Annotated in this window: 25 protein-coding genes; 5 read left to right on the plus strand and 20 right to left on the minus strand. The window is 46.0% G+C overall.

The genetic code is table 11. The features are described 5' to 3' along the window. Positions 1 to 47: 47 nt before the first annotated feature. The 4 genes from H171_RS12365 to H171_RS12380 are packed head-to-tail and all read right to left on the minus strand — an operon-like array spanning position 48 to position 3,930. Complete coding sequence (locus H171_RS12365) at positions 48 to 1,196, minus strand: sodium ion-translocating decarboxylase subunit beta (RefSeq protein WP_100305429.1); 1,149 nt, start codon at positions 1,194 to 1,196, stop codon at positions 48 to 50. 56 nt (positions 1,197 to 1,252) lie between these two features. After that, complete coding sequence (locus H171_RS12370; protein WP_100305430.1) at positions 1,253 to 1,666, minus strand: biotin/lipoyl-containing protein; 414 nt, start codon at positions 1,664 to 1,666, stop codon at positions 1,253 to 1,255. 21 nt (positions 1,667 to 1,687) lie between these two features. After that, entirely contained in the window at positions 1,688 to 2,458 is a 771-nt protein-coding gene (locus H171_RS12375) for an OadG family protein (RefSeq protein ID WP_100305431.1), read from the minus strand. 17 nt (positions 2,459 to 2,475) lie between these two features. Then, positions 2,476 to 3,930, minus strand: a complete 1,455-nt coding sequence (locus H171_RS12380; protein WP_100305432.1) for an acyl-CoA carboxylase subunit beta — start codon at positions 3,928 to 3,930, stop codon at positions 2,476 to 2,478. A 300-nt stretch (positions 3,931 to 4,230) separates the two neighbouring features. Between H171_RS12380 and H171_RS12385 the strand changes: the two genes are divergently transcribed. Further along, entirely contained in the window at positions 4,231 to 4,773 is a 543-nt protein-coding gene (locus H171_RS12385; RefSeq protein WP_100305433.1) for a beta-class carbonic anhydrase, read from the plus strand. Positions 4,774 to 4,870: 97 nt separating this feature from the next. Here the strand turns inward: H171_RS12385 and H171_RS12390 are convergent, their stop codons facing one another. After that, positions 4,871 to 6,208 (minus strand): CitMHS family transporter, encoded by a 1,338-nt coding sequence (locus H171_RS12390; protein WP_100305434.1) that lies wholly within the window; start codon positions 6,206 to 6,208, stop codon positions 4,871 to 4,873. A gap of 128 nt (positions 6,209 to 6,336) precedes the next feature. After that, the gene (locus tag H171_RS12395; protein WP_242976948.1) at positions 6,337 to 8,514 is read right to left on the minus strand and encodes an ATP-binding protein; all 2,178 of its coding nucleotides are present in this window, start codon (positions 8,512 to 8,514) and stop codon (positions 6,337 to 6,339) included. A 97-nt stretch (positions 8,515 to 8,611) separates the two neighbouring features. On the opposite strand from H171_RS12395, the gene H171_RS12400 reads away from it, so the two are divergent. Further along, complete coding sequence (locus tag H171_RS12400) at positions 8,612 to 9,298, plus strand: response regulator transcription factor (RefSeq protein WP_025232121.1); 687 nt, start codon at positions 8,612 to 8,614, stop codon at positions 9,296 to 9,298. On the opposite strand, the gene citC is transcribed toward H171_RS12400, so the two are convergent. The 9 genes from citC to H171_RS12445 form a co-directional block, all read right to left on the minus strand. After that, positions 9,295 to 10,317: a [citrate (pro-3S)-lyase] ligase gene (citC, locus tag H171_RS12405; RefSeq protein WP_100305435.1), complete on the minus strand. Its 1,023-nt coding sequence runs from the start codon at positions 10,315 to 10,317 to the stop codon at positions 9,295 to 9,297. The genes H171_RS12400 and citC overlap by 4 nt on opposite strands. After that, positions 10,305 to 11,216, minus strand: a complete 912-nt coding sequence (gene citG, locus H171_RS12410) for a triphosphoribosyl-dephospho-CoA synthase CitG (protein ID WP_100305436.1) — start codon at positions 11,214 to 11,216, stop codon at positions 10,305 to 10,307. The genes citC and citG overlap by 13 nt, the downstream gene beginning before the upstream one ends. Positions 11,217 to 11,219: 3 nt before the next feature. Next, positions 11,220 to 12,782, minus strand: a complete 1,563-nt coding sequence (citF, locus tag H171_RS12415; RefSeq protein WP_100305437.1) for a citrate lyase subunit alpha — start codon at positions 12,780 to 12,782, stop codon at positions 11,220 to 11,222. A gap of 1 nt (position 12,783) precedes the next feature. Further along, positions 12,784 to 13,683, minus strand: a complete 900-nt coding sequence (locus tag H171_RS12420; protein WP_100305438.1) for an aldolase/citrate lyase family protein — start codon at positions 13,681 to 13,683, stop codon at positions 12,784 to 12,786. Further along, a complete protein-coding gene (gene citD / locus H171_RS12425) occupies positions 13,680 to 13,982 on the minus strand; it encodes a citrate lyase acyl carrier protein (protein WP_100305439.1) in 303 nt (100 codons plus the stop codon). Before citD ends, H171_RS12420 begins: the two co-directional genes overlap by 4 nt. Before the next feature lie 104 nt (positions 13,983 to 14,086). Then, the gene (citX, locus tag H171_RS12430) at positions 14,087 to 14,620 is read right to left on the minus strand and encodes a citrate lyase holo-[acyl-carrier protein] synthase (RefSeq protein ID WP_100305440.1); all 534 of its coding nucleotides are present in this window, start codon (positions 14,618 to 14,620) and stop codon (positions 14,087 to 14,089) included. A 39-nt stretch (positions 14,621 to 14,659) separates the two neighbouring features. Further along, positions 14,660 to 15,235, minus strand: coding sequence for a hypothetical protein (locus H171_RS12435; protein WP_100305441.1), 576 nt, complete (start codon positions 15,233 to 15,235; stop codon positions 14,660 to 14,662). Between the two features lie 134 nt (positions 15,236 to 15,369). After that, positions 15,370 to 16,215, minus strand: coding sequence for a YitT family protein (locus H171_RS12440; protein WP_100305442.1), 846 nt, complete (start codon positions 16,213 to 16,215; stop codon positions 15,370 to 15,372). Positions 16,216 to 16,436: 221 nt separating this feature from the next. After that, positions 16,437 to 17,753 (minus strand): D-alanyl-D-alanine carboxypeptidase family protein, encoded by a 1,317-nt coding sequence (locus tag H171_RS12445; RefSeq protein ID WP_100305443.1) that lies wholly within the window; start codon positions 17,751 to 17,753, stop codon positions 16,437 to 16,439. 137 nt (positions 17,754 to 17,890) lie between these two features. Between H171_RS12445 and H171_RS12450 the strand changes: the two genes are divergently transcribed. Next, positions 17,891 to 19,135 (plus strand): DNA polymerase Y family protein, encoded by a 1,245-nt coding sequence (locus tag H171_RS12450; protein WP_100305444.1) that lies wholly within the window; start codon positions 17,891 to 17,893, stop codon positions 19,133 to 19,135. An 8-nt stretch (positions 19,136 to 19,143) separates the two neighbouring features. On the opposite strand, the gene H171_RS12455 is transcribed toward H171_RS12450, so the two are convergent. Together H171_RS12455 and H171_RS12460 are read right to left on the minus strand one after the other, a co-directional pair. Then, positions 19,144 to 20,022 (minus strand): YitT family protein, encoded by an 879-nt coding sequence (locus H171_RS12455; RefSeq protein ID WP_100305445.1) that lies wholly within the window; start codon positions 20,020 to 20,022, stop codon positions 19,144 to 19,146. Positions 20,023 to 20,060: 38 nt separating this feature from the next. Beyond that, positions 20,061 to 20,330, minus strand: coding sequence for a U-box domain-containing protein 56 (locus tag H171_RS12460; RefSeq protein WP_100305446.1), 270 nt, complete (start codon positions 20,328 to 20,330; stop codon positions 20,061 to 20,063). An 89-nt stretch (positions 20,331 to 20,419) separates the two neighbouring features. Between H171_RS12460 and H171_RS12465 the strand changes: the two genes are divergently transcribed. Further along, entirely contained in the window at positions 20,420 to 21,343 is a 924-nt protein-coding gene (locus tag H171_RS12465; protein WP_100305447.1) for an RluA family pseudouridine synthase, read from the plus strand. Here the strand turns inward: H171_RS12465 and H171_RS12470 are convergent. After that, positions 21,306 to 22,706 (minus strand): RsmB/NOP family class I SAM-dependent RNA methyltransferase, encoded by a 1,401-nt coding sequence (locus H171_RS12470; protein ID WP_207655190.1) that lies wholly within the window; start codon positions 22,704 to 22,706, stop codon positions 21,306 to 21,308. The genes H171_RS12465 and H171_RS12470 overlap by 38 nt on opposite strands. Positions 22,707 to 22,811: 105 nt before the next feature. Here H171_RS12470 and H171_RS12475 point away from each other — a divergent pair, with 105 nt between their 5' ends. Continuing rightward, the gene (locus tag H171_RS12475; protein ID WP_100305448.1) at positions 22,812 to 23,387 is read left to right on the plus strand and encodes a hypothetical protein; all 576 of its coding nucleotides are present in this window, start codon (positions 22,812 to 22,814) and stop codon (positions 23,385 to 23,387) included. A gap of 168 nt (positions 23,388 to 23,555) precedes the next feature. Here H171_RS12475 and yedF read toward each other — a convergent pair whose 3' ends face one another. Together yedF and H171_RS12485 are read right to left on the minus strand one after the other, a co-directional pair. Next, positions 23,556 to 24,170 (minus strand): sulfurtransferase-like selenium metabolism protein YedF, encoded by a 615-nt coding sequence (yedF, locus tag H171_RS12480; RefSeq protein ID WP_100305449.1) that lies wholly within the window; start codon positions 24,168 to 24,170, stop codon positions 23,556 to 23,558. A 1-nt stretch (position 24,171) separates the two neighbouring features. Then, positions 24,172 to 24,540: a helix-turn-helix domain-containing protein gene (locus tag H171_RS12485; RefSeq protein WP_157803157.1), complete on the minus strand. Its 369-nt coding sequence runs from the start codon at positions 24,538 to 24,540 to the stop codon at positions 24,172 to 24,174. Positions 24,541 to 24,566: the final 26 nt, after the last annotated feature.

Raw genomic sequence — 24,566 nt, forward strand, 5'->3', positions numbered from 1 at the left:
TCATTCTTCTGTTTACCGGAAAGGCTTAACGCCTTTCCAGGGAAAAGTTACCTAACTCCGAATATTGCCATAAATGTACCAGCCGCAACCGCAGTACCGATAACACCTGCCACGTTTGGTCCCATGGCATGCATCAGCAGGAAATTGGTAGGATCTGCCTCAGAGCCAACCTTTTGGGACACACGGGCTGACATAGGAACCGCAGATACGCCTGCAGAACCGATGAGGGGATTCACCTTGCCGCCGGAAACCTTGCACATCAGCTTGCCAAACAGCACGCCTGCGGCCGTTCCCACTGAAAATGCCACCAGGCCTAAAACAACGATCTTAATGGTACTCATGTTTAAGAATGCTTCTGCGCTGGTCGTTGCACCTACGGAAGTTCCTAACAGGATGACCACGATATACATCAGGGCATTGCCTGCTGTTTCTGTTAACTGCTTTACTACGCCGGATTCTTTAAATAAGTTTCCTAACATCAGCATGCCCACCAGGGGAGCCGTTGTGGGAAGAATGAGGCATACCACCGTTGTTACGATGATCGGAAATAAGATCCTCTCTAGTCTTGATACGGGACGGAGCTGTTCCATCCGGATCTTTCTCTCTTTTTCTGTGGTCAGCAGTTTCATGATCGGCGGCTGGATAATGGGTACCAGCGCCATATAGGAATAAGCAGCAACCGCAATGGGGCCCATAAGGGAGGTCATTCCCAATTTTCCTGCAAGGAATATGGAAGTCGGTCCGTCGGCTCCACCGATGATTGAGATGGCAGCCGCTGCCTTATCGTTAAAGCCCATGAAAATAGCAAGAAAATAAGCGGTATAAATACCGAACTGGGCGGCCGCTCCTAAAAGAAAGCTCTTTGGATTGGCAATCAAAGGTCCAAAATCCGTCATGGCTCCTACACCCATGAAAATCAGGGGTGGCAGGATGCCCCATTCATCCAGCTTAAAGAAATAATTCAGCAGTCCGCCTCCGGAGCCATCTGGTCCAGCCTCCATCATAATATCCGGGTAGATATTAACTAACAGCATACCAAAGGAAATCGGTACCAGCAGCAGGGGCTCAAAACCTTTTCTGATAGCCAGATATAAAAATATAAAGGCTACAAGAATCATAATCATATTCCCTGCGGTCAGGTTAAAAAATGCGGTCTGCTGAAGAAGATTTGTAAATGTATTACTTATATAATCCATGTTAATCCCTCCATATGGATTCCGCTCTGTTTATCTTTACAGCGGATTCTTCCGTACTAGTTTAATGTAGCTAAGGTTGCTCCTGCTTCTACTGAGTCACCGACCGCTACATTAACGCTGGCAACAGTTCCATCGGAAGGTGCTACGATCTCGTTCTCCATCTTCATAGCCTCAAGAAGAACCAGTACATCTCCTCTTTTAACTGCCTGTCCCGGGTTTACCTTAAGTCCAAGGATCTTGCCTGGCATGGGAGCCGCCACCTTAAGGCCGCCTTCTGAGCCGACGTTTGCCGCTTTCACTGGAGCTGCCGGTGCGGGCGCTGCCTTCGGTGCAGAGGGAGCTGGTGCGGCTGGTGCAGAAGGTGCAGGCACAGATGCCTTGGTAACTGCTGCCGGCGCGCCTGTGGTTAAGCCTTCTTCTACGGTTACTTCATAAACATTCCCATTCACTGTAATTGTATAGTTTTTCATGATGTTATTCCTCCTGATTGATTAAGCTTTTTTCCATTTACCAGATGGCGCCCGTCTGATCGAGCGGACCACCAGGCCGCTTGGCGAGCTCCCTTCAGATGCCGCAATTGCCGCAGTAATCACTGCTACCAGCTCTAAGTCATCCACAAGTTCTTCGTTCTCTTCTGCCGCAGGGACAGAAACTTCGGGAATAGGTGCAGGAACCGGCTCCTGAGCCTTCCCGTTTATCTTATCTTCAAGCTTCCCGATATACTGGAAGCAGCCGATAAGACAGCTGATGAAAATCAGCACAATAAAAACGGTTCCCATTCCCATCAGGGTATTGAACACGGCTTTTTCCATGCGTTCACCTAATGTATATTCCGGCACAAATGCCACGCTGGTGACCTTCGTTAGTTTTGAATCCGTTGTAATGGAAAATTCCATATTTCTCTTTTCAAATACTGCATTAATTGTAGCACTGTACCCATGACCAATGGCCTCTACCTTCACCGTATCGCCGATTGATACCAGGGCACCAAGCTCATGCTTTACATTCTCCCAGGAGTCCACACCCTCAGCCAGGGCTGCATACTCATCCTGGTACTGCATGTTCTTCTTAAATTCAGGAACCTGGCTGTCCTCAAGACCGGTATACAGCTCCAGGAAGGAACCGGGAAGCTGTTCCATCTGTGTCTGGACCCTGGCATCGATTTCTTCGGCTGCGGTATCGGCTTTGCTGCATGCAGATAATGAAAAGAGGCAGGCTGCCATAATAAGTCCCAATGCTACTCGTTTCATATTCAGTTTCATATACCTGTCACCTCATTCTAAATCGTGCCATGTTTTTTTGCCGGACGATCCTCTCTCTTTGTGAACAGCATCTCAAATGCCGCTATGACCCGTGCTCTTGTTTCGCTGGCATCTATGATATCATCAACATATCCTCTCTTTGCCGCAGAAACAGCACTGGACTGAAGCTGCCTGTAGCTTTCTGCCTGATCGCTGATCAGTGCTTTTCCATCCTCAGCCTTTGCAATCTCATCCGCATACATGATCTTAACCGCTTCAGCCGGTTCCATCATGCCGATACAGGCCGACGGCCAGGCATAAACAATATCTGCACCAATGGACTTGCTGTTCATGGTCAGATAGGCAGTTCCAAGGGCCTGCCCCAGAATAACCGTTACTTTGGGAACTGTGGCATTGGCAAACGCATAGGTAAGCCCTGCAGCTGCCCTGGCAATTTTTTTCTCGGAGCATTTGGTTGCTTCATATCCTTTTACATTTACAAGAGTTAGAACCGGAATACTGAATGCATCACAGAAATGAATGAATCTTGCAGCCTTTTCACAGCCATGCCCGCTTAAAAGAGCATCATATACACCTGTCTTAACGCCGCCTTCATTATAGGATTCCGTTCTGTTTGCAACACATCCCACTGTCATGCCATTTAAACGGATAAAACCGGTTACCATGGAAGCTGCATATTCCTTCCTGGTCTCCATAAAGAAATGATTATCGGAAATCTGAGTCAATGCAATCGCTGTATCCCCAATATAATTCTCCAGGTCGGAGCATACACGGTTTAAATCGTCGTTGCACTCATCATAAGACATGTCATCCTCACTGTTAGAAGGAAGAATGGAAATAAGAGTTCTGATATTATTTATAATGTCATCCGCTTCTCCCGTGAAATCCACCATACCGGCTTCTCGGCTTTGATAGTCTGCGGAAGCAGTGTTGCATTTTTCAGTATAATTTCCCTGAATGGAATTGGGAGAATTGACAAACAATCTGCCGCCCTTGGTTTCCATAAAGGTAAAGTCAGACATTGCTGCAGAAACAGCCATGCCGCCGCCGCAAGTCCCAAATATTGCTGTTATCTGAGGAATTACTCCAGATGCCAGAGTCTGGCTCATATAAATCTCGCCAAATCCATTTAGAGAGTCGGTTGCTTCCTGAAGCCTTAATCCAGCACAGTCGACCAGACCAATCACCGGCGCGCCGGTCTTCATAGCCATGGTGTAGAGCTTTGTGATCTTTCTTGCATGCATCTCCCCTACGGAGCCGCCCAGTACCGATGCATCCTGGCTGTACACATAAACAAGGCATCCCTCAATAGTACCATAGCCAGTAATAACACCGTCAGCAGGAGTTTCTTTTGCTGTCATGTTGAAGTCTGTGTTCCTTGCGGTAACATAGCCGCCAACTTCAACAAAACTGTTCTCATCAAGCAAGGCATGAATCCGGTTGCATGCTGATGTTTCTGTTGAATTACTCATATTGCAATCCTCCATTTTGTAATTTTTTACAGTCATTTGTTAAACATTTAACAAAATCCTATGCAATAACACCAATTTCTGCCAATTATAATTGTATAACTAATTTGGGTAAATTTCAAGTACTAGGCCGTGTATTTTTCACATTATATTAAAACTTTCTGCTTTAAACACAGCACAATATAGGCGAGCCCACCTAAAGGTACCTGATAAAACAAACTAAACAATCTTTAAGACAGTATTTTATCCAATATTAAGGTTTCTCCTCTATCATTGGCCTATATGATAATGAGGAGGCAGATTATGATTAAAGAAATTTTAAAGCACAATGATGTATTTGTAAAAAGCGGTTCCTTTAAATCCTTTGCTTCAAACAAATGTCCCAGGAAAAAGCTTGCCATATTAACCTGCATGGATACCCGGCTGATAGAGCTTCTGCCGGCCGCACTAGACATACATAACGGAGATGTAAAGTTAATAAAAAACGCAGGCGGCTTGATCTTAGATCCATTTGACAGCACAATCCGCAGCCTGCTGATCGCTGTTCTGGAATTCGGTGTGGAGGAAGTCATGGTTATCGGTCATACCGACTGCGGAGCAGCCGTTCTGTCACCGGAAACTATCATCGCCCATTTGCTCCAGAGAGGCATTGACATGGAAACCATACACCGGCTGAAAGAGGAAGGATTGGACTTTGAATCCTGGTTTCAGGGTTTTGAAAACTCGGAAACCGCTGTTCAAAAATCCGTTTCCCTGATTAAAGGCCATCCTCTTATGCCATCCGATGTATCGGTTCTGGGATTTGTCATGGATGTTACCTGCGGAAGGCTGGATTCGGTTTCCTGATCCTTACATAGCCTTACATAGGAAAGAAAGATGCCGGAATCAAATTCCGGCGTCTTTCCCATTTGAATTTTATTTTAGGATTTATATTAGGAATCTATTAAAAAGTCAGTACACCAAGCAAAAGGCCGGCCACCAGGCAAACCAGACTCACTCCCCATATCCACAGGAAACAGGTTTTGATATGGTCTTTGATCTCTACTCCCGCAAGGCCGATTCCCAGGAATGTGGCCGGTACAACAGGACTTATGAAGGTTGCGCAGTTTCGGCAGACTACCATGGTGATGGCCGTATGGCTAGGATCTACGCCAAACTTACTTCCTATACCGATCAAAACTGGAAGGAGACCATAGAAATAGGAATCCGTACAGAACAATAAGGTCAGCGGCACGGACAGTACTCCGATGATAAGCGGCAGAAAACGGCCCATGGACTGAGGGATAAACGCAGCCATTGCGTTAGCCATGTAGTTCATGATCTCACTGTCTTCCAATACTCCAAGGAATACACCGGCTGCCAGTATGGTAGATGCCATCATTAGGCCAGGACCGGCGTGGGACTTAATGATCTTATTTTGAAGCTTCGCACCAGGATAATTGACTAAAAGAGCTGCAACACATCCAATCATAAAAATAAAATAAGACGGCATCGGCATGAAAACAAGTGCTATAATAACAACTAATGTCAGGATTACGTTGAAAGCAAACAGCTTTGGTCTTGCCAGTTCTCCCAGATCGGAGGTAGAAGCACTTTCTTCCAAGGCTTCGTAATCATCAATAACAAGAGTGCTATTGACTCCTGCCCCTCTCTTCTTTTCAACAACGCCCCAGAAAAATGCAGTAAACAGAGCAACTACAATACCAACCGCCTGCATCGGCAAAAGCTTCATCCAAAGGACATTGGCTTCTACCTCCAATACGGAAGCAGCACGCATGGTTGGACCGCCCCATGGAAGCAGGTTCATAACCCCCATGGATGTAACGCATATTAAAAGCAGTGTTGTCGGACGCATTTTCAATTTCTTGTAAACCGGCAGCATGGCTGGAATGGTGATTAAGAACGTAGAAGCGCCGCCTCCATCCAAATGGCCGATGATAGCGATGATACTGGTCATAAAAGTCACACCTACTACATTGTTCCCCACTTTTTTCATAAGCGCATCAATGATGCGGTCAAACATTCCTGCATCTGTCATAATTCCGAAAAACAATACGGAAAATATGAACAGCGCAGCGGTCGAGTGTACCCCGGACACCCCCTTGGAAATAAATTTCCCAACTTCACTGACTGTGAAGGTTCCGGTCAAAACCAGGATCAGCGCACTTACACTGGATACACCGATAAATGCCAGCGCCGGAACAGTAACATTCCTCAGCAGTAAAACAATGATCATGATAATGGTTGCAAATCCTAATAATGCAAGCATTGTCTCATTCATGTTTTCTTCCTCCTCTTAACTTTTTATTTATAGGAACAGTATAAAAGCCTAACCTTACACTCTTCCTCCTTCTCTCTTTCATTTCTTTAAGAGAAAAATTAATAGTTGTTAAGATTAGGCTTTTCTTTTTATATTCTTTCCTTACAGTTCTTTACTGCTTTTAAAATAGCGGAGTCGGAAACCGGTTTATCGATGTATTCATCAATGATTTTCCGTTTCTTGGCCTCCAGGATTTCTCTCGTTACACGGTCCGTCATAATGATCCGGATGATATCCGGGTACTGTCCCTGAAGGGACATGAAAAAATCAGTACCGCTTTTCCCTGCAATTTCATGTTCCGTCACAATGGCATCTATTTCCTGCTCCTTTAGCACTCTCCTGGCCTCCTCAAAATCCATGCATGCCGTCAAAGGTACACGGAGCCTGCCGAAGTTCTTTTCCAGAAGCCGTAATACCTTTGGATTATCGTCGATGACCAAAAGCCTTAATTGCTCCTCACTTTCCTCCTCTGTTTCCTGCTGCTCTCCCTGCTCTTTCTGTTCATTCACAGGAAGGAAAATATGAAAGACACTGCCTTCTCCCAGCCTGCTTTCCGCAAAAACATATCCTTTGTGGGAATGAATGATCTGCTCGACCAGAGAAAGTCCAAGGCCCGTTCCGGTTCCATTTTTCTTTGTTGTAAAAAATGGATCAAAAATCTGTTTTAACACCTCTTCACTCATGCCTTCCCCATCGTCTGCAATGTCAATCCGAAGGTAATAGTTCCACTCCTCTGAAACTGAAGTGAGCTTGTATTGTTTTAATTCTTCCGAGTTTACCCTGCTGCCGTTTATGGTTATGGTTCCTTCCCTGTGACCGATCGCATGAATTGCATTTACACAAATGTTTAATATGACCTGATTCATCTGGGTTTCGTTTCCCAAAAAACATTCATCGGATAAATCAATTTCTTTCTTCAGATGCACATGGGCGGGGCATACGGAGCTTACCATTTTTATGGCACGGACCAGTACCTTTGCGGCGTTTATGTTTTTAAACGCGGTCTCCATATTTTTCCGGCTTAAGGATGAAATCTGCTGGATGATTTCTTTTGCCTTTCTGGAAGCCTCATAAATCTCTGATGCACTGTCATAATTTTCCTCCCCCTCTGAAAGTCCATACATCAGCAATTCGGCATATCCCATGATCGGAGTCAGTAAGTTGTTAAACTCATGGGCAATACCGCCGGTCATGGTTCCCATGATCTGAAGCCTCTGCTGATGGGCGATGGTTTCTTCACTCTGATGCATTTCCTCTAAAATTTTATTAAGCTCCCAGAGATAGGCGATCTCCTCCGTGTCCTTTTTCTTCTGGACCCGTAAATCCCCGATATAAAGCACCATTCCAAGAAGTACGGAAACAATTCCTAAAAAGACAAGGCCCAGCTTGAAAAATCCGGCCGCAACCGGGATATAAATATCATTGTAGTCAATCACCGCACTGACTACCAGAAACCCGTTTCCAATAACAGCCGGTGAATAAGCGCTGACCTTTTTTACCTCCGGAACTCCCGGATCCTGCCACCAGTAGGAATAATATTCGGAGACCCCTGCCTCTCCTCTGTTCTGGTTTTCTATCATCTGCTGCAGGCTGGTTAAATCCTTGTCCGGAAACATCTCCTGCCTGCCGGAGATCACATTGATCCCCCATTGGCTTTGCTGAGGGTGAATGAGGATGATCCCTTTCGAGTCCTTGATTACCACATACCCATTGGTTCCCAGGCGAATGTTGGAAACAAGGGAATTGTAATAATTTTTTTCATTTAAAATAATGGAAAGAGATCTGCCGTCAGGAAGAATTTTCTTTAAAATCAAATACATTTCTCCATTATCCAGTTTGCACTGCCGAAAGCTCACATCCTGTCTGATTTCTGTGACGGAATAGGTTTCAGCCACCCCATATCCATTGATACTTTTTAATAAACTTCCGTCCTGATCCTCCAAAATAACATCAAAAACAAACCGGCTGTGTTTTGTCACATAGCTCTGAAGTATGCTCCATTCTTCCCTGCCCGTTTTTTTATAGTTCTCGTTTTCTATGTCGCACAGGGTGTTTAAATCTGCCTGATATCCTTCAATGAAAATCTTTAAATTTTCTCCCATGCTCTGGGTTGTCAAAAGCATCTGTTTCTTTTGATTATTTATAATCGTTTCTTTATATTCATCCCAGATGCTGAATACAAGACAACAGAAAATCAGCAGCACGGAGGCCATGGCACAAAACATGAAAACCGTCCCATATCTCTTATTTCTCTTTATTTTACTCATGAAATCATCCTCTATTTGCCTGTTCCTCATTGACTTGTCTCCGGGTTAATATTATAATAATTTTAGACTTTACATAAATTTTACTTAGGGGGAAGCTATGTCTGATAAAGTATTAATTGTGGATGATGATCCGGCGGTTTGTAAGTTATTGGAGAAAGTCATGCACAGCAACGATCTGGAAACCAGTGTTGCTGACAGCGGACTTACCGCACTGAATCAACTGAAAAACCACACTTACGATATGATCCTCATGGATGTAATGCTGGGTGATATGGAGGGCTTTGAAGTTATCAAACGGCTGCGAAGCCAGGGCATCCAGACTCCGGTTATGATCGTAAGCGGAAGAAACGAGGATTATGATTCCCTATATGGTCTTTCGGTTGGCGCAGATGATTACATAACCAAGCCATTCCGTCCCCTGGTGCTGGGGGCCAAGGTAAAGGCGTTAATCCGCCGCAACAAAAATCAGGTGCTGTACAGCTCAGATGTTCTGGAATGCGGATCTTTCACTTATAATACTTCCACCATGCGGTTTTATAAAAACGGAGAAGAGATTGTTCTTTCTTCCAAGGAAAGCAGTCTGATGCTCCTGTTTTTAAAGCATCCCGGCCAGGTATTTACAAAAGACATGATTTACGATCATGTGTGGGGAAACAGCGTTGCCGTAGACGATAATGCCATCATGGTGTACATCAACCGCCTGCGTGGTAAAATCGAAGAAAACCGGCAGAAGCCGGTCCATATCGTAACGGTCAGAGGTCTTGGATACCGGTTTATCCCTTAGGCCTCTGGCCTTTTTTTTTTCTTTTCAAGGTATTTCAATGTGGTTTCAGGCACCAGGTCCCTCATTCCTACAAAATCTCCCTTTTCATACCATTTCCGGACTTCAGATGCACTGATTGCCTCTCCCCCGGATCGCATCCTCTCAATTTCCATTACAGAAATTCCATGCCTGGGAAGGATCTTTTTCATCTCCTCATTGTATTGGCTGGTTACCGCGCATACCGGTTCTGTCCCAACGAAACGTGTTGTTATCCGAAGAGCCGGGGCGATACGCCTGCCGAAAAGCTCTAAGTCCAGCCGGCAGCCGGCCCTTTCCCCCCGGACCTTTTCCTTTATGAAATAGGTTGGAAAGGTTGCTGCGGATATGACATAATCAGCTGCCTGATGAACGATCGCCCGCGGCAGATCTCTCAGGCCCTCCCGCACCATTAAAAAACGTTCATCCGCCCCAAAACTGCTTCTGTTATCGGCAAGAACCAGTACATGGACATAGTCACAGCAGGTAAGGGCCTGTTCTATCAGATATCGGTGACCGTAAGTAAATGGATTGCAGTTGGCAACGATGGAACCGATGACCATATCTGGTTTCAGAGCCTCCTTAGGAGACTCTGAGATCAGACGGTTCGCAAACTCTTCAAACCCGTTTTTCCTGTTTTCCATAAAAAGGACCTCATCGGTCATAAGAACCGGATAAAATCCAAGGTCTCTAAACATCTCCCTGTTTTCCGGCTTTGTGTATATAAGAATATGGGATCTGCCGTTCTCAAATTCATACTGGGTCAGGTATGAGATGATCGAACCGGATAATCCAAACCCACGTGCGCGTTTATCAACCGCAATGCATTTTAAGACATTCTGTTCTGCCGAGCCGGTGGCCTGGATCCGGTAATTCTCATCAAGCAGGCATACGCTGTATTCGATTCCCTGATCATAATCCAGATCATTCCGTTTTAAAAAATCCTTTAAAAGTTCCAGTTCTTTTCCTTTTAACGGTCTACCCTCCAGCTTTACGAATTCCATAGAATCCTCCCCTTTACCGGTTCTTCTGCCAGATCATTCATGAAAATTGCAACAGCCAGAAGATCTGCACATCCTCCGGCACTTATATTTCCCTTTATAAAATCCGCATCCATTCGTTTTAATGTCACCATGCTTTTGTCTCCATAAGCCCCGCCGGCAAGCAGGAAATTCCCAGCAATGGACTGTACCTTCAAAAGAACGGACGGATTATGTCTTGCAATGATGTTAGAGTCCTCTACCCTGCTCATGAGCATAAATAAAGTTTCCAGTTTGATCCGATTCCAGTCCCGGCCTTCCTTAACCCCTTTTGCTATGACAGGAAGGGCGATCCTGCGAACGGAAGCATAGCCGCTTATGGCCTCTCCCCTTGCACCGGTAAGCCCGTATTGATTCAGATTTTTTTCACCATTGCTGGTAAACGCCTGCATCTCCTTTAATTCCTTTATAAGGGTCTCCCTTGCCATGGCCTGCTCCATTTCCACCAGATACTCTGCGGTCACGGTTCCATGAGCCTCCATACAGGCCCCGGCTGCTGCACTTAAGATTCCCAGGTGAAAGATCAGACCTTTATGAGTATTTACCCCTGCCGTAGCCTGATACATGGCTTCCTCCGCTGACAGACCGATCCGGCGGATGCGCTCAAACAGCAGCCCTGGCATGTGGGGAAGCCTCATGCCTTCTAAAGCCATGGATACAAAATACGGCTCCAGGGCTCTGGCACTCTTCTCAAAGGAGGTAACATCCATGTCTTTATGAGCACCCGGGGAATACAGATCCACCAGGCCGGGCTTGGGGGTCGTATAGACCTCCTCAAGCATGGCCCGGTAAGCCAGGTTCCCAATGTGAAAAGCCGCCTCTGTCATTGTCTCTTTTGGTTTCTCACAAGAACTGCTATTCATTATTTATTCTCCTGTAAACTGAAACTCCCTGATCTTACGAACCACATCCATAACAGTACCATCCCGGCTTTCGATGATACCTACCACCTTATCATCAAACTGTACCTTTTCCGGTTCTCCTGTAATGGAGTATGCGATATCCCGCAGTTCCTCAATGGTCTTAAACGGCAGATCCACATCTTTCATACACTGGATTAATTCCTGCCTTCTTGGATTGATTGCAATTCCATAATCCGTGATCACCACATCAATGGATTCGCCGGGTGTTGTAACCGTTGTTACATCTGTGCAGACTGCCGGAATCCTTCCCTGCAGCAGCGGAGTAATCACGATGGTACATTTTGCTCCTGCCGCAGTGTCCGGATGACCTCCCTGAGCGCCTGTAATCATGCCGTCAGAGCCAACCACTACGTTGCAGTTAAAATTCACATCCACTTCCAGAGCTGCCAGGATCACAAAATCCAGCTTGTTGACAACAGCTCCCTTGTTAAAGGGGTCGGCATATTCTCCTGCACTGATCCGAAAATGCTTTGGATTCATAACGGATTCTACCGCATCCAGATCGAAATCCTGGGTATCTAACAGGGCATCCACCTGACCGTTCTCCAATAAGTCGCACATGGGCTTTGTCAGTCCTCCCACTCCGAAGCGCATGCGCACATTTCTCTCCTTCATGATTTTTGCAAGTGAAATGGTGGAAGCAATGGAAGCTCCGCCTACTCCGGTCTGGTAAGAAAATCCGTCTTTAAAATACGGGGTATTCACGACAAAATTGGTGCAATAATCAGCCATCATAAGCTTTCGCATATCTGTGGTTGGTTTTGCGGCTCCGGTAGCAATCTTCTCCGGATTCCCGATCTCATCAACAACTACCACATAATCTACCTTTGTCATGGAAATATGGGCGGGGAAGTTTGGGAATGGAACCAGGCAGTCCGTGATTGCAACCACTTTATCCGCATAATCTGCATCCACCATGGAATAAGAGAGAACGCCGCAATCAGACTTTCCGCCGATGCCCCGGCAGTTTCCATAGTCATCGCAGGTGGGTGCACCGATAAATGCAATATCGATCCTTACCTCACCGGTTTCAATGGCACGGACTCTACCGCCATGGGAACGCATAATGGCCAGGCCCTTTAGCTTTCCTTCTGATATGGCCCTGCCGATCTTTCCCCTGACGCCGGAGGACTGAATCCCGGTAATGGTCTCATCCTCTATGTAGTCCACCAGTTTATCATGGGCTTTACCAAGGGAGCTTGCACAGATGGTGATATCCTTGATTCCCATGTTGTGGATCTCCTCCATTACCATGTTTACCACATAGTCGCCTTCCCGGAAATGATGATGAAAGCCCAGAGTCATGCCATCCCGGATCCCGCATTTCACCAGACAATCGTGAATGCTGTCCACCAGCTTGCTCCCTTCCGAATTGATCACGCACTTTGTAAATGGACCATCTTTTTTATACACAGATCCATCAAAGTGATGTACTCCCATAAACGGTTCTTTTCCTGTGAGTTTTAAGATTTCTTCCGGAATATCTCTCCCTACTGCATTAATCATCTTACAATCCTCCTTTGTATACGCCAGAGGCCTTGGCAAGCTCTATGGTTCTCTTGGCTCCGTCATAGAACGCAATGTCGATCATTTTTCCGTCTACGATAAATACTCCGATTCCCTTTTCTTTTTTGTCCTCGATTTCCATAACCACCTTTTCTGCAAAGATGATATTCTTCTGTGCCGGCGTAAAGATATCATGGACGACCGGGATCTGGCGGGGATTGATAATGGATTTTCCGTCAAATCCCATCAAATGAATGGTTTCCACATCCCGACGGAAGCCCTCCATATCATTAAGGTCGGTATATACCGTATCAAAGCACTGGACTTTTGCTGCCCTGGCTGCAATGATCAAGTTCTGTCTGGCCCCCATCAGCTCAATTCCTGTTCCTGTAATATAGGTCTGTAAGTCTTTGGTATAGTCCCCGCCGGAAAGTGCGATTCCAAACAGCCTCTCAGAAGCCTCACAGACATCCAGCGCCTTCACCACACCTCTTGCAGATTCTATGGCAGCCATAATGAGCGTTCTTCCTTCAGGAATGCCAAAATCCTCTTCTGCAATCCGGATCTCAGCCTCCACCGCTTTAACATCCTCAGGTCTTTCTGTTTTCGGAATCCGGATCGCATCACAGCCGCCTGCGACTGCACATCGGATGTCTTCCTTCCAATAAGGAGTATCCAGGCCATTGATCCGGACTACCCGCTCGCAGCCCCTGTAATCGATCTCCTGTAGTGCATGATAAAGGGAAAACCTGGCTGCATCCTTTTGATTTTCTGCGACCGCATCTTCTAAATCCAGCATAATGGAATCCGGTTTATAAATATACGGATCCTTAATGAGGCCCGGTTTTTGGGCATTTAAAAACATCATAGTTCTTCTGAGACGTTTCTTATTCGGATTCATGATTTCCTTCTGCCTCCCCAAAGAATATTTTCAAACTGGTCCGTGGAACGGGATACCGCACCTTCCACCCGCGCCTTAATGGTGCAATCCAGTGCTCCCTTATCAACAACTGTGATTCTCACATTGTCGATTCCCAGATTCTTTAGGGTTTCCATAATTACCTTCCGGATCCTGTTGCCATACTGGTTTATTACTGCGCTTTCCAGTACAAAATCGATTTTACCATCACCTGGCTCTACAGTCACCTGACAGTCGCTGGACTCCAATGTACCGGCCATGGCTGGTTTTTTAATTTCCATTTTGCTTAAAGCCTCCCTTTTATGTTCTATACTTTCATTTTAAAGGGAGAATCTTAACCTGGGAAAAAAGGAATCTTAAAATTTATTAAGAAAGGGGCAGATTCTTATCTGCCCCTTTCGGTCAACCAGGAATTTATCATACTCTCAACACGTCCGTAAAGCTCCTCAACCGTATGGCTCCGGCTGCGGCCGCATAGCTTTGCATCCTTTTCACACATCAGGCATCTGCGCACAGGGTATCCCAATTCCGCTCTGCCGATCCCGATTCCAGCCTCACCATATACGTCGATATCAAACAGCCTTCCAAGAGGATGGGTTTCTTCCATGTGAATCGTTATCTTTTTCACAAGAAGTGAGTCCTGACTTTTCACTGCGTAGAGTTTTAAATAGCCGGCCTTCTCTTTTACCACAGTTTCTTCCGTCACAGTCAGCCCATGTTCCAAAAGCAGGCGGTTAAGTTCTTCTCCCCCCGAGGAAAACGCCAGAAAGATACCGGGAGAGGTTTTCCTTGGACCGGGAATGTTCATCCCAAGAGCCACAATCGTGACTTCCTCATGCTTTTTATGAAGTACTTCCTGCATACTCACTTTCTTTTCCCGGAAAGAAAGCATCTCATCTAAAGTCACATACTCTTCCACTTTTGTTTTTTCCTCTTTACTTCCTGTTAAGGGTGTTACTTATTCCCTGATTTCAATGATTCCGAAGCTACCGTCTGACCGTTTCTGAAAGGTGATTTTCGATGTTCCTTCTCCCATGGTCACGCCTTTATCCGTCATGTTCAGTGAAACTGTATCCACATTGGCCACCGCTACCATCAGATCATCTCCAAATACCATATCAGGGTTCTGCTTAAATAAATCTTCCCGGTTATTAAGGGTGATCGTCTCCTCATCTGCTGTTACGAAAACACAGGGATAAAACAGCAGGTCTGCAAATGCTTCCAGATCCCGGTCTCCTACCGCTTCCTGAATCTTTTCGGCAAACGCCTCCACCTTTTTTCCCGCTCCAGTGCTTTCTTCACTCTCCACGGCCTCTATTCCCGGCCCTGACTGGCCCATATCCTCTTCCGGAACCGTTTTCTCATCTCCTTGATTTGTCCCGGATTTCTCCATTCTGACGGCCGCAGTCTCTGAGTTTGCCGCTTCCGAAGGAGCTCCGCCCAAATCTGCAGCTTGCTTCCTGCCGCAGCCAGCTGTCAACAGCACAGCAAAAGCGACGGCAAAACATAATAAACTGATTTTCTTTTTCAGCATTTCCTGGTTCCTCCCTGCGTCCATTTTCTAATCCGGGTACAGTTTAGCACCTGCCAGACTGTTAAGTCAATAGGGTTTCTAAAACCGTAAACCTTAGTCATCTTTCCGTAAGATTCTCGTCTGTTCTTTATCCATTATTTATATTCTTTATGAAGGGTGAATCCCCTTCCCCGCACCTCATTGACCTGGTTAATGATCATGAATGCACTGGGATCGATCCCCATGACCAGTTCGTTCAGCTTTGAAAGCTGCCTCCCGGAAATTACGGTTAGAACCGTAAAGGAAGCCGTTCTTAAATATCCTCCTTCACTGGCAAGCAAGGTGGTTCCTCTGTCCATCCGGGATTGGATCGCCTGGCTGATCTCCTCATACTTTTCACTTATGATTTTTACCTGCATCTGGTTGCGGCCGATTAAGAGTACCTTATCAAGAACTGTGCTGTAGGTAAGCACCAGCAGGATTCCGTAAAGGATCTGCTCCTTATTGGAAAATAACATCTGTGAAAGAAGGATCAGGCAGTCAAAGGCCGACATGGTCATGGATACGGACAGATTCATTTTTTTATTAAGGACCAGAGGGGGAATATCCATTCCTCCGGTGGAAGCACCGGCCCGTATCACCATACCGATGCCCGCTCCGATCAAAAGTCCGGAAAAAACAGTGGCCAGCATCCGGTCATCTGTCATTGCAGCCTGACCGAACAGATTTTCAAATACTCCTAATATAAACGGATAATAAAAAGTACTGATCATGGTTGTGAATGCAAATTGCTTTCCCAAATAGAAGGCTCCCGCCACAAACATGATAATATTAAAGGCTCCGACAAAGGCAGCTACGGGAATGCCAAACTGGTGATGGGCCACCAAAGCAAGTCCGGTGGTTCCGCCTGTGATCAGTCCCCCCGGCAGAATAAACAAGGATACGGCCAGAGCATAAATGGTATTGCCCACAAGCACTGTTGCGATCTTTTTCATATTCATACTTTTGTAATTTCCTTTCCTTGTATAAACAAACACTCCTAATATACCATGTGGCAATGTTTTATACAATTTATTTTCTGCCGTTTCTGTCAGGAATCCCTTTGAAATATCAGTATCTCCTTTAAAACGGAATGTAATTCGGACTGCTGTTAATAAAGAACAAAAATGAGACGTAAGGGAACGCTATTGTTTCCTTACGCCTCACTCTTTTATGTATTCGGTCAGTTAGGGATAAGTCCCATAACTCCAGGCATGGATAAGTATTTATGGAAAATATTTTTTATGCACCAGGCCGTTGTCAGTCGGTCTGCTCCGGCCGTCAGATATACCGGATAGCTTTTTACGACCTCTCCGTTTAAGCGGTAAATAACAGTTCCCACCGTCTGTCCCTTACGTACCGGAGCATTTAATTCCTTGGGGACCTCAGTCTGTACCGTAACCTCTTCCTCATCCGCCAAAAGGAGGTTTAAGCTCTTTTCTTCCTCCCCGCCTATGCTGCAGGATACAAGGACCGGTTCATCCAGGCGTCCGGAGGAAGAAATCCCATCGATTACAGGAATATCCGGAAGGCTGACGTCTTCAAATACGTTCCTGTAATGAAAGCGTTCCATCCCGTATTGGAACAGCTTTCTTGCATCTGACCATTTATAAGCCTTATGAGGCGGCCATCCGCAGCCTAAAAGGGCGATGGTATAAACTCTTCCATCATCCTGGACAGCTCCCACATAAGAATAGCCGGCTCCTCCGGTAAACCCTGTCTTACCTGAAAATGCCCCGTCCATCATGGCCAGGAGGGTATTGTGGTTATTGCAGGAGAAAGAACGTTTTCCTTCCAGATCAGCAAAGGCATAGCTTCTTGTTGCCGTAATATCAAGAAATTCCTCTTTTTTGGGAGACTGGCCGATGCAGTAATTCATGATCCTGGCTAAATCTGCGGCTGTTGTGGAATGGATCTTCACCTGTCCATCCTTTTCTTCTTTGGCATCCAGCCCATTAGGTGTAATAAAATAGGTATCTTCGCAGCCTAAATCCCTGGCCTTCTGGTTCATCAGCCTGGCAAATCCCTCCTGGCTCCCTCCTATGTGCTCTGCGATCATCATGGCAGCATCATTATGGGATTCCAGCATCAGGCTGTAGAGTAAATCCTTTAGCAGAAACGTCTCTCCCTTATAGACCCCTAAATGAACCTTAGGCTGGGAAGCCGCATTCTGGCTGGCTGTTACCGTGTCAGAAAGATTCCCGCTCTCCAGGGCGAGGATGCAAGTCATGATTTTTGTGGTGCTGGCCATGGGCCGGACCAGTTTCTCATTTTTTCCATATAAAACACGGCCGGTTGAGGCGTCCATCAAAACTGCTGATTGGGCATAAAGATTCAGCTCATCCTTTGTCTGAATCGTTGTGTTTTTTTCTTCCTTCTCCTCTGTTACTGTTGCGTTATCATTAACGGCCTCTTTTCCCGTCAGCCAGACCGCGGCGGCCCCTGTCCCTATAAGAAAGACAAACGCTGCTGCCAGCAGGATTCCTATGGCATGCCTCATGAAAGAGCCTCCCCCATGGATTTATTTTATCCTATTCCAATGGTTTTTTAATTATTCCCCTTTACTTTCCGAACGTATTTTCGGTATAATAAGAAAAGAAAGAAATTTAAGTAAATGATGCCTAAGGAGGGTATGTCATGGCACCGGAGCCCTTAATTTTTCACATAGATGTGAACTCCGCATTTTTAAGCTGGGAATCCGTCAGCCGGCTGGAAGCTGACTTTAGCGCCCTTGATTTACGTACTATTCCATCGGCTGTAGGCGGCGACGCCTCTTTAAGGCATGGGATCGTTCTGGCAAAATCCACGCCCGCAAAAGCATTTGGAATCATAACCGGAGAGCCCATCAGCCAGGCTCTGCGCAAGTGCCCAACCCTTACCGTTGTTCCGGCCCGGTTTGACGTATACCTTGATAAATCCCGGAAGCTTATGGAGCTTTTGTCCGATTACACTCCAGACATTGAAAAATTCAGCATCGACGAGGCATTTCTTGACATGACCTCTACCATCCACCTCTTCGGCCCCCCGCTGGAGGTGGCAAATCAGATACGGGAAAGGATCTGGCGGGAGCTGAAGTTTACGGTGAATGTCGGTGTGGCTCCCAATAAGCTCCTGGCTAAAATGGCATCGGATTTTAAAAAGCCCGATCTCTGCCATACCCTGTTTGCCCATGAAATACCTTCCAAAATGTGGCCGCTTCCCATACGGGAACTGTTTTTTGTGGGCCATTCCGCCCAGAAAAAGCTGGAAGGCATCGGCATCCACACCATAGGGGAACTGGCGGCCTGCAGCGTAAGTCACTTAAAACCCCTGCTGGGGGAAAAGTATGCACTGCTGATCCATGATTATGCCATGGGCATTGACACCTCGCCCGTGGAAGAACGGGAGCCCTTAAACAAGGGTTACGGAAACAGTACCACCCTTTCCCATGATATCGACGACTTAGACGTGGCCTGCCAGGTTCTCCTGTCCCTATGCGAAACCGTGGGCGCCCGTCTCCGTTCAGACCATGTCTTATCTGACTGTGTCTGTGTGGAGATCAAAGACTGGAATTTTCATACCAGGTCCCATCAGATGACCTTAAACAATCCTACGGACTCCACGACTGTGATTTATGAAAACGCCTGTAACCTGCTTAAGGAGCTTTGGGACCGCACCCCTCTTCGCTTAATCGGCGTGCGTGCCACCAAGATTTCTGAGGAAGGGTTTTGCCAGCTTAATTTATTTGAGTCAGAGCAGGCCCGCAAGATGAAGGAAATGGAAAAAGCCGTGGATCATATCCGCGGCAAATTCGGAACTGACAGCGTCAAAAGAGCCAGTTTCTTAAAAAAAGATTCGATTGTGGGCCATACATCCGGCCGGGGGAAATCCGGCATAAAATAAAGGAGCGGCTACAGCTGGCCTCCGATGGCTTTAAACCCTTCGCCGTAGACCTCATTGGAATCCGTGATGATGAGGAAAGCCTCTTTGTCTGTTTCGTGAATCGCACGGCGGATGGGCACCACCTGACTGTTATTGCATGCGCACATGATCACCTTCTTTTCATTCAGGGAATAAGAACCCTGTCCCTGAAGAAAGGTGCAGCCACGTCCGGTACTTTCCTCAATTCTCTGTGCCGCCTCTTCCGCATGGGAGGTAACCACAAAAACCAGTTTTCCGGCTCCCAGGCCATACATGATCTTGTCGATCACCATGGTGGTCACAATGGTAGAAAGCATGCCCAGGATGACCGCATCCAGATTGCGGAACACCAGTCCTCCGGCGATGATTACCACGGCATCCACCACAAGGGATATCTGCCCGATGGTCAGGTGAGGAAAAATCTTCCGGATCGCCATGACCAGAAAGTCCGTACCTCCTGTGGAGCAGTTTCTTAAATAAACGATGGTTAACCCCAGACCGGAAAAGATTCCGGTGCAGGCAGAAGCATACAGAGGATTTCCCTGATAAACCGGCAGATAAGGAACTACATAGTCCAGGACAAGGGCAAAGATGATCATGCTCTTCATGGAACGGAGCAAAAACCGCCTTCCCAAAAGCCTGTAACTGACTAACACGATGGGAATGTTTAAGACTATGCTGGTAATGCCCATTGGAAGGCCGAACAGATAGCGCAGAATCAGTGCGATACCCGATACCCCAACAGGAGCGAACTCCGCATTTACTGCAAAATTATAGATTCCAATATTAAATAAAATTGCTCCCGCCAAATCACACAGAAGATCGATCCCCAACTCCTTTGGCGAATATTCCTGTTTGATTGTTATCATGAGTGTGCTGCCTCCATTTCTTCCGCCCTGTTATCTCCTTATAGAAAATAATCATTAATTTCAAATTCCTTTTTTCCGATCCGCACCTGCTTCATGAGGATGTTCACTTCCCCCTCCTCTTCAGAGCAGACTCCGGTCACCTGAATCTGTGTCTTACCATAGGATTCCGTCAAAACCAGTTCTTTATCCATAATTCCCCTGTCTGCAAGCGCTTCCGCCAAATCCAGCAGAACTTCATCCACATCTTCCCTTATATGGTTCCTTTCTAATTCCTTTTCCAATGCTTCATAAATATCCTGATCTAACATATTAAGAACCCCTCTTTCATTTTCTACCAGCTAATTATAACCCATAGATTCTCCTTGTCAATCACCACCCACCATGTTAGAATCGGTTTATGAAAATGACTATGAATTATACCATAACACAAACCTTTGAAGATATGTCTGTAAAACAGTATTTATTAAATCTGGGTTACTCCCAGAGTCTCATAAGACAGCTTCGGAACCGATCAAACGGAATCACTGTGGGAGGAGAGCCTGTCTATACAACCCACGTACTTAAACCTGGCGAGCTTTTAACCATTTTTATCTGCGAAGAAGAAAGTTCTAAGAATATTGTTCCCACTCCCATGCCGATCCATATCCAGTACGAGGATGAACATATCCTGGTCATTAACAAGGAGGCCGGTGTACCCATTCATCCATCCCAGGGGAACTTTGATCATACCCTGGCTAACGGGATCGCCTATTATTTTGAAGAAAAGAACGAGGCCTTCATCTACCGGGCCATCAACCGCCTTGACCGGGATACCACCGGACTTTTGGTGGTGGCAAAAAATCCTTTAAGCGCCTGCATTCTTTCGGATATGGTGAAAAAAAGAGAGATTCACCGCCGTTACCTTGCGATTGTCCAGGGAGAGCTTCCCTTAGAAGGAACCATCGACGCCCGGATTGCCCGGGTAAACGGCTCTACCATTGAACGTTGCGTGGACCCGGTAAATGGAGAAGAGGCGCGAACTCATTATAAACGGCTTTATTATGACCCTGTGACAAGGCATTCTCTTGCAGGTCTTTGCCTGGAGACCGGCCGCACCCACCAGATCCGGGTCCATTTAAACTCCATCGGTCATCCCCTGCCAGGGGATTTCCTTTATCATCCGGATTACCGTTACATTACCCGTCAGGCCCTGCATTCCTTCCGGTTGGATTTCCTTCACCCAATCAAAAAGGAGCCTCTTTCTTTTGAGGCGCCACTTCCTGATGACATGAAGTTTCTTGGGATCACATCCACCGAAGGCCTTTGGGATAATGATTTTTAAGAATCCCCCCGGCCAGCTTGGCAAACCCGATGGAATATCCGTCGGTATTAACAAGCACCCAGCCTTTTTTATTGTCAAGTGAAAGGGAAGTCTCTCCTGCCAGAGTCTCTCCCTTTAAATACTTTATAATTTCCTCTCCGTCAGCCGGCAGGTCGATGAAGCGGTTTACTTCTTCCTTTTTAAGGAAAAGAGCAAAGCCATGAGAAGGCTCAAACCGGTTCTTTTTCACAGTTCCCAGGTGAAGCCCCGGACGAATGATTTTCATGCCTTTAAAATCAACCATTTCCGGTGGGATCAGATACAGCTGGTCCCCAAAGAGAATATATTCCTTTCGATGAAGCAATGGGGCAGAGTTTACCAGAAGGTCTTTTAAAAACATTTCAACTTCTTTTATCACGGATTTGTCGCTGCAGTACTCCGGCATGGTCTGCCTTTTTTCAGAAGTCTCATCTTCCCGCTTTTTTAATACGGCCAGGTAATGGCCTTCCCCTTCTGACTTATCAGGCCAGATGCGGAAGGTCTTTTCTAATTCTGCCATACCGGATTCGCTCCATGACCGACGGCCCGGATAAAGCCCGGGATGTGTTCCTGCATCTGCGATGGAAAAGCCGGTATGAGTAAAAAGAAAACGTTCAATGACCTGTTCATTTTCCTCCGGAGAAAAGGTGCAGGTGGAATAAACGATGGTTCCCCCGGGCTTTAACATGACCGCTGCATTGGAAAGGATCTCTTCCTGACGGTCCGCGCAGGCTCTTACATGCCCGGGCGTCCATTCCAGTCTGGCTGCCTCATCCTTGCGGAACATCCCTTCTCCGGAACAGGGTGCATCCACCACAATCCTGTCAAAAAAGCCGGGAAACCGAAGAGACAGGCTCCCGGAATCTTCGTTTGATACAACCGCGTTTCCGATTCCCAGACGTTCTACGTTTTGGGAAAGAATTCTTGCCCTGGCAGGATGGATCTCGTTGCTTAGAAGGAAGCCTTTTCCCTGCATCCGCCCTGCAATATGAGTGGTTTTTCCTCCTGGCGCTGCGCATAGGTCAAGGATCTTTTCCCCTGGCTTTGGATCTAACAGTTCCACAACGGCCATGGCGCTTGGCTCCTGGATATAATATAGACCTGCCTCATGGTATGGATGCTTTCCCGGCCGCTCGGCTGCCTGGTAGTAATACCCTTCTGCTGCCCATGGAATCTTTTCCAGATGAAATGGGCTGATCTCAATAAATTTCTCTCTGGAAATCTTTAAGGGATTTACCCTTAAGCCCTGTACCCGTTCCTTATCATAGCTTTCAATAAAAGAATCATACTCCGCTCCTAAAAGCTGTTTCATTTTTTCCCTGAACTCATCCGGTAATTGAATCATTATTTTTCCTCTGAAATTAAATTTTATATAAAAATAACACTTGTCTATTATTATTTTCCGAAGTAAGTGCCAAACTAGGAAGAGACGAATGACCGGAGGTGCCTTATGTCCCTATTAACCATTACTGCTTACTTCATTATACCCATATATACTATTCTGTTTGCCTGGGGAACCAACTGGTTCACATTAAATTTTTCCGTATTAGGAAATTTATCCTCCAGAAAAAATCTGTTTCTCCTATGGGGTATTATCATAGGAACGTACTTTTATTACATTTTAAAGCGGATCATAAGCGGACTTCCCAGAAACAGAAAAGAAACCGTAATGAGCATCACTGCTCTTTTGCTTCTGGTTCTGGCAGTCATCACGCCTTATCTGCCGGATTCACAGCCTCTTCATGCGGTCTTCCATGTTATTTTATCCTTTTTAGCATCAATTTCTCTTCTTATCTGCCTGTATATGATCGTCTGGAAGCTTTACTGCATGAATCAGGAGGTTTACCGGCCCTATTGGCATTGCTTACTGGTGATTACGGTATTGTCCGCCTTTTTATTTTTCCTGACTGGAATCGTAAGCACAGTGCTGGAAATATTTTTCATCCTGTCCTGTACCTATCTGCTTCAACGGCTTTACCGCAGAGTCCAGGCCCCAAAAAACAGATGGAGATACGATCGTCTGTGATAAAATATGATAAAAAAGGAAAGTGCCCGGAAGAAAGAAATTTTCTTACGGGCACTTCCATTTTTCCTGGTGCCATGCCAGCGTTGTTAAAAATAACTGAATGAATTATAAAACAAAAACCCCTGCTTTGTCAATAAAAAACATCCTCTGCCATGAAGCCGGTGATGGTTAAGGCCGGATCACCAGACGGGCTCCTGCCATTTTTTCTGCTATTTCATACATATTGGTTACTGAGCCAACCTTCAGCTTGTCTGATAATTCATAATAATTTAAGCAGGTTCCGCAGGTAAGGATTTCCACTCCCTGTGCCTCTAAGTTCTTTAAATCCTCCAGGGACTGGGAGCCTTCCACGGATAACCTGGCTCCTCCATTGTAGAGCAGGACCGTTTCAGGAAGATCTTCCAGCTGGGTAAGGGCATAAACAAATCCCTTCATCAGAATGCGCCCAAGCTCTTCATTGCCTCCTCCCATCTGATCCGATGAAAGAACCGCAACAAGACCTTTTTTTCTGGCATCTGGAATACATTCTTCCTCTTTTACTGATTCTTCTGTTTCATCGGATTCTCTGTCTACATGGAACAGGATTTCAAATTCCCCTTCCGCTTTTTTCTCTGAAACCGGAGAAACACCCTCATAATTCCCCAGCTTTATTACATTCTGAACTGCAATTTCATTGTCTACAAGAACTTTTAATAACCCCTTTTCCATACCCTTTAATGCCTCTTTTGCCTTAATAACCGGCTGTGGGCATGTAAGGCCTCTGGCATCAACGATTTTCTCCATATTACCGTTCTCCTTTGCTTCTATTTTCTCTTTCCAGTTCTTCCATCACAATAATCATGGACCTTAAAAGCCGTCTGTTATTTTTTGACAGCATTGCCGCCATCTGCACCATCTCAATGATTTCATAATCATCCTGGCCCGATTCCCCGCGCTTTGCATCTTCCTCCAACAGGGAAAAGAAATCCGACATTTTAAGTCCAAACGCCCTGCAGATCCTGCCGAGTTTCGGCAGGCTGATATTAGCTCTTCTACCAAATAAACTGGACAATGTAGACTGAGCGATCCCGCTTTCTTTTGATAACCTGTACATAGACCACTCTTTGCTTCTGTTGATTTCCTCGATTTTCTTAAGTACCGCCTCGTTGTCCATACAGCTATCCCTCACTTCCATAGATA

Origin of the sequence: [Clostridium] celerecrescens 18A, from assembly GCF_002797975.1 — a bacterium.
Lineage (GTDB): Bacteria > Bacillota > Clostridia > Lachnospirales > Lachnospiraceae > Lacrimispora > Lacrimispora celerecrescens.

What these genes read in the sequence shown, in the direction of transcription:
- H171_RS12365 (WP_100305429.1), bottom strand. Translation starts at nt 1,196, where the DNA reads ATGGATTATATAAGTAATACATTTACAAATCTTCTTCAGCAGACCGCA.
- H171_RS12395 (WP_242976948.1), bottom strand. Translation starts at nt 8,514, where the DNA reads ATGAGTAAAATAAAGAGAAATAAGAGATATGGGACGGTTTTCATGTTT.
- H171_RS12475 (WP_100305448.1), top strand. Translation starts at nt 22,812, where the DNA reads ATGTCCCTATTAACCATTACTGCTTACTTCATTATACCCATATATACT.
- H171_RS12400 (WP_025232121.1), top strand. Translation starts at nt 8,612, where the DNA reads ATGTCTGATAAAGTATTAATTGTGGATGATGATCCGGCGGTTTGTAAG.
- H171_RS12460 (WP_100305446.1), bottom strand. Translation starts at nt 20,330, where the DNA reads ATGTTAGATCAGGATATTTATGAAGCATTGGAAAAGGAATTAGAAAGG.
- citC (WP_100305435.1), bottom strand. Translation starts at nt 10,317, where the DNA reads ATGGAATTCGTAAAGCTGGAGGGTAGACCGTTAAAAGGAAAAGAACTG.
- citF (WP_100305437.1), bottom strand. Translation starts at nt 12,782, where the DNA reads ATGATTAATGCAGTAGGGAGAGATATTCCGGAAGAAATCTTAAAACTC.
- H171_RS12450 (WP_100305444.1), top strand. Translation starts at nt 17,891, where the DNA reads ATGGCACCGGAGCCCTTAATTTTTCACATAGATGTGAACTCCGCATTT.
- H171_RS12455 (WP_100305445.1), bottom strand. Translation starts at nt 20,022, where the DNA reads ATGATAACAATCAAACAGGAATATTCGCCAAAGGAGTTGGGGATCGAT.
- H171_RS12420 (WP_100305438.1), bottom strand. Translation starts at nt 13,683, where the DNA reads ATGAATCCGAATAAGAAACGTCTCAGAAGAACTATGATGTTTTTAAAT.
- H171_RS12435 (WP_100305441.1), bottom strand. Translation starts at nt 15,235, where the DNA reads ATGCTGAAAAAGAAAATCAGTTTATTATGTTTTGCCGTCGCTTTTGCT.
- yedF (WP_100305449.1), bottom strand. Translation starts at nt 24,170, where the DNA reads ATGGAGAAAATCGTTGATGCCAGAGGCCTTACATGCCCACAGCCGGTT.
- H171_RS12465 (WP_100305447.1), top strand. Translation starts at nt 20,420, where the DNA reads ATGAAAATGACTATGAATTATACCATAACACAAACCTTTGAAGATATG.
- H171_RS12445 (WP_100305443.1), bottom strand. Translation starts at nt 17,753, where the DNA reads ATGAGGCATGCCATAGGAATCCTGCTGGCAGCAGCGTTTGTCTTTCTT.
- H171_RS12375 (WP_100305431.1), bottom strand. Translation starts at nt 2,458, where the DNA reads ATGAAACTGAATATGAAACGAGTAGCATTGGGACTTATTATGGCAGCC.
- H171_RS12385 (WP_100305433.1), top strand. Translation starts at nt 4,231, where the DNA reads ATGATTAAAGAAATTTTAAAGCACAATGATGTATTTGTAAAAAGCGGT.
- H171_RS12485 (WP_157803157.1), bottom strand. Translation starts at nt 24,540, where the DNA reads ATGGACAACGAGGCGGTACTTAAGAAAATCGAGGAAATCAACAGAAGC.
- H171_RS12440 (WP_100305442.1), bottom strand. Translation starts at nt 16,215, where the DNA reads ATGAATATGAAAAAGATCGCAACAGTGCTTGTGGGCAATACCATTTAT.
- H171_RS12470 (WP_207655190.1), bottom strand. Translation starts at nt 22,706, where the DNA reads ATGATTCAATTACCGGATGAGTTCAGGGAAAAAATGAAACAGCTTTTA.
- citG (WP_100305436.1), bottom strand. Translation starts at nt 11,216, where the DNA reads ATGAATAGCAGTTCTTGTGAGAAACCAAAAGAGACAATGACAGAGGCG.
- H171_RS12380 (WP_100305432.1), bottom strand. Translation starts at nt 3,930, where the DNA reads ATGAGTAATTCAACAGAAACATCAGCATGCAACCGGATTCATGCCTTG.
- citD (WP_100305439.1), bottom strand. Translation starts at nt 13,982, where the DNA reads ATGGAAATTAAAAAACCAGCCATGGCCGGTACATTGGAGTCCAGCGAC.
- H171_RS12370 (WP_100305430.1), bottom strand. Translation starts at nt 1,666, where the DNA reads ATGAAAAACTATACAATTACAGTGAATGGGAATGTTTATGAAGTAACC.
- H171_RS12390 (WP_100305434.1), bottom strand. Translation starts at nt 6,208, where the DNA reads ATGAATGAGACAATGCTTGCATTATTAGGATTTGCAACCATTATCATG.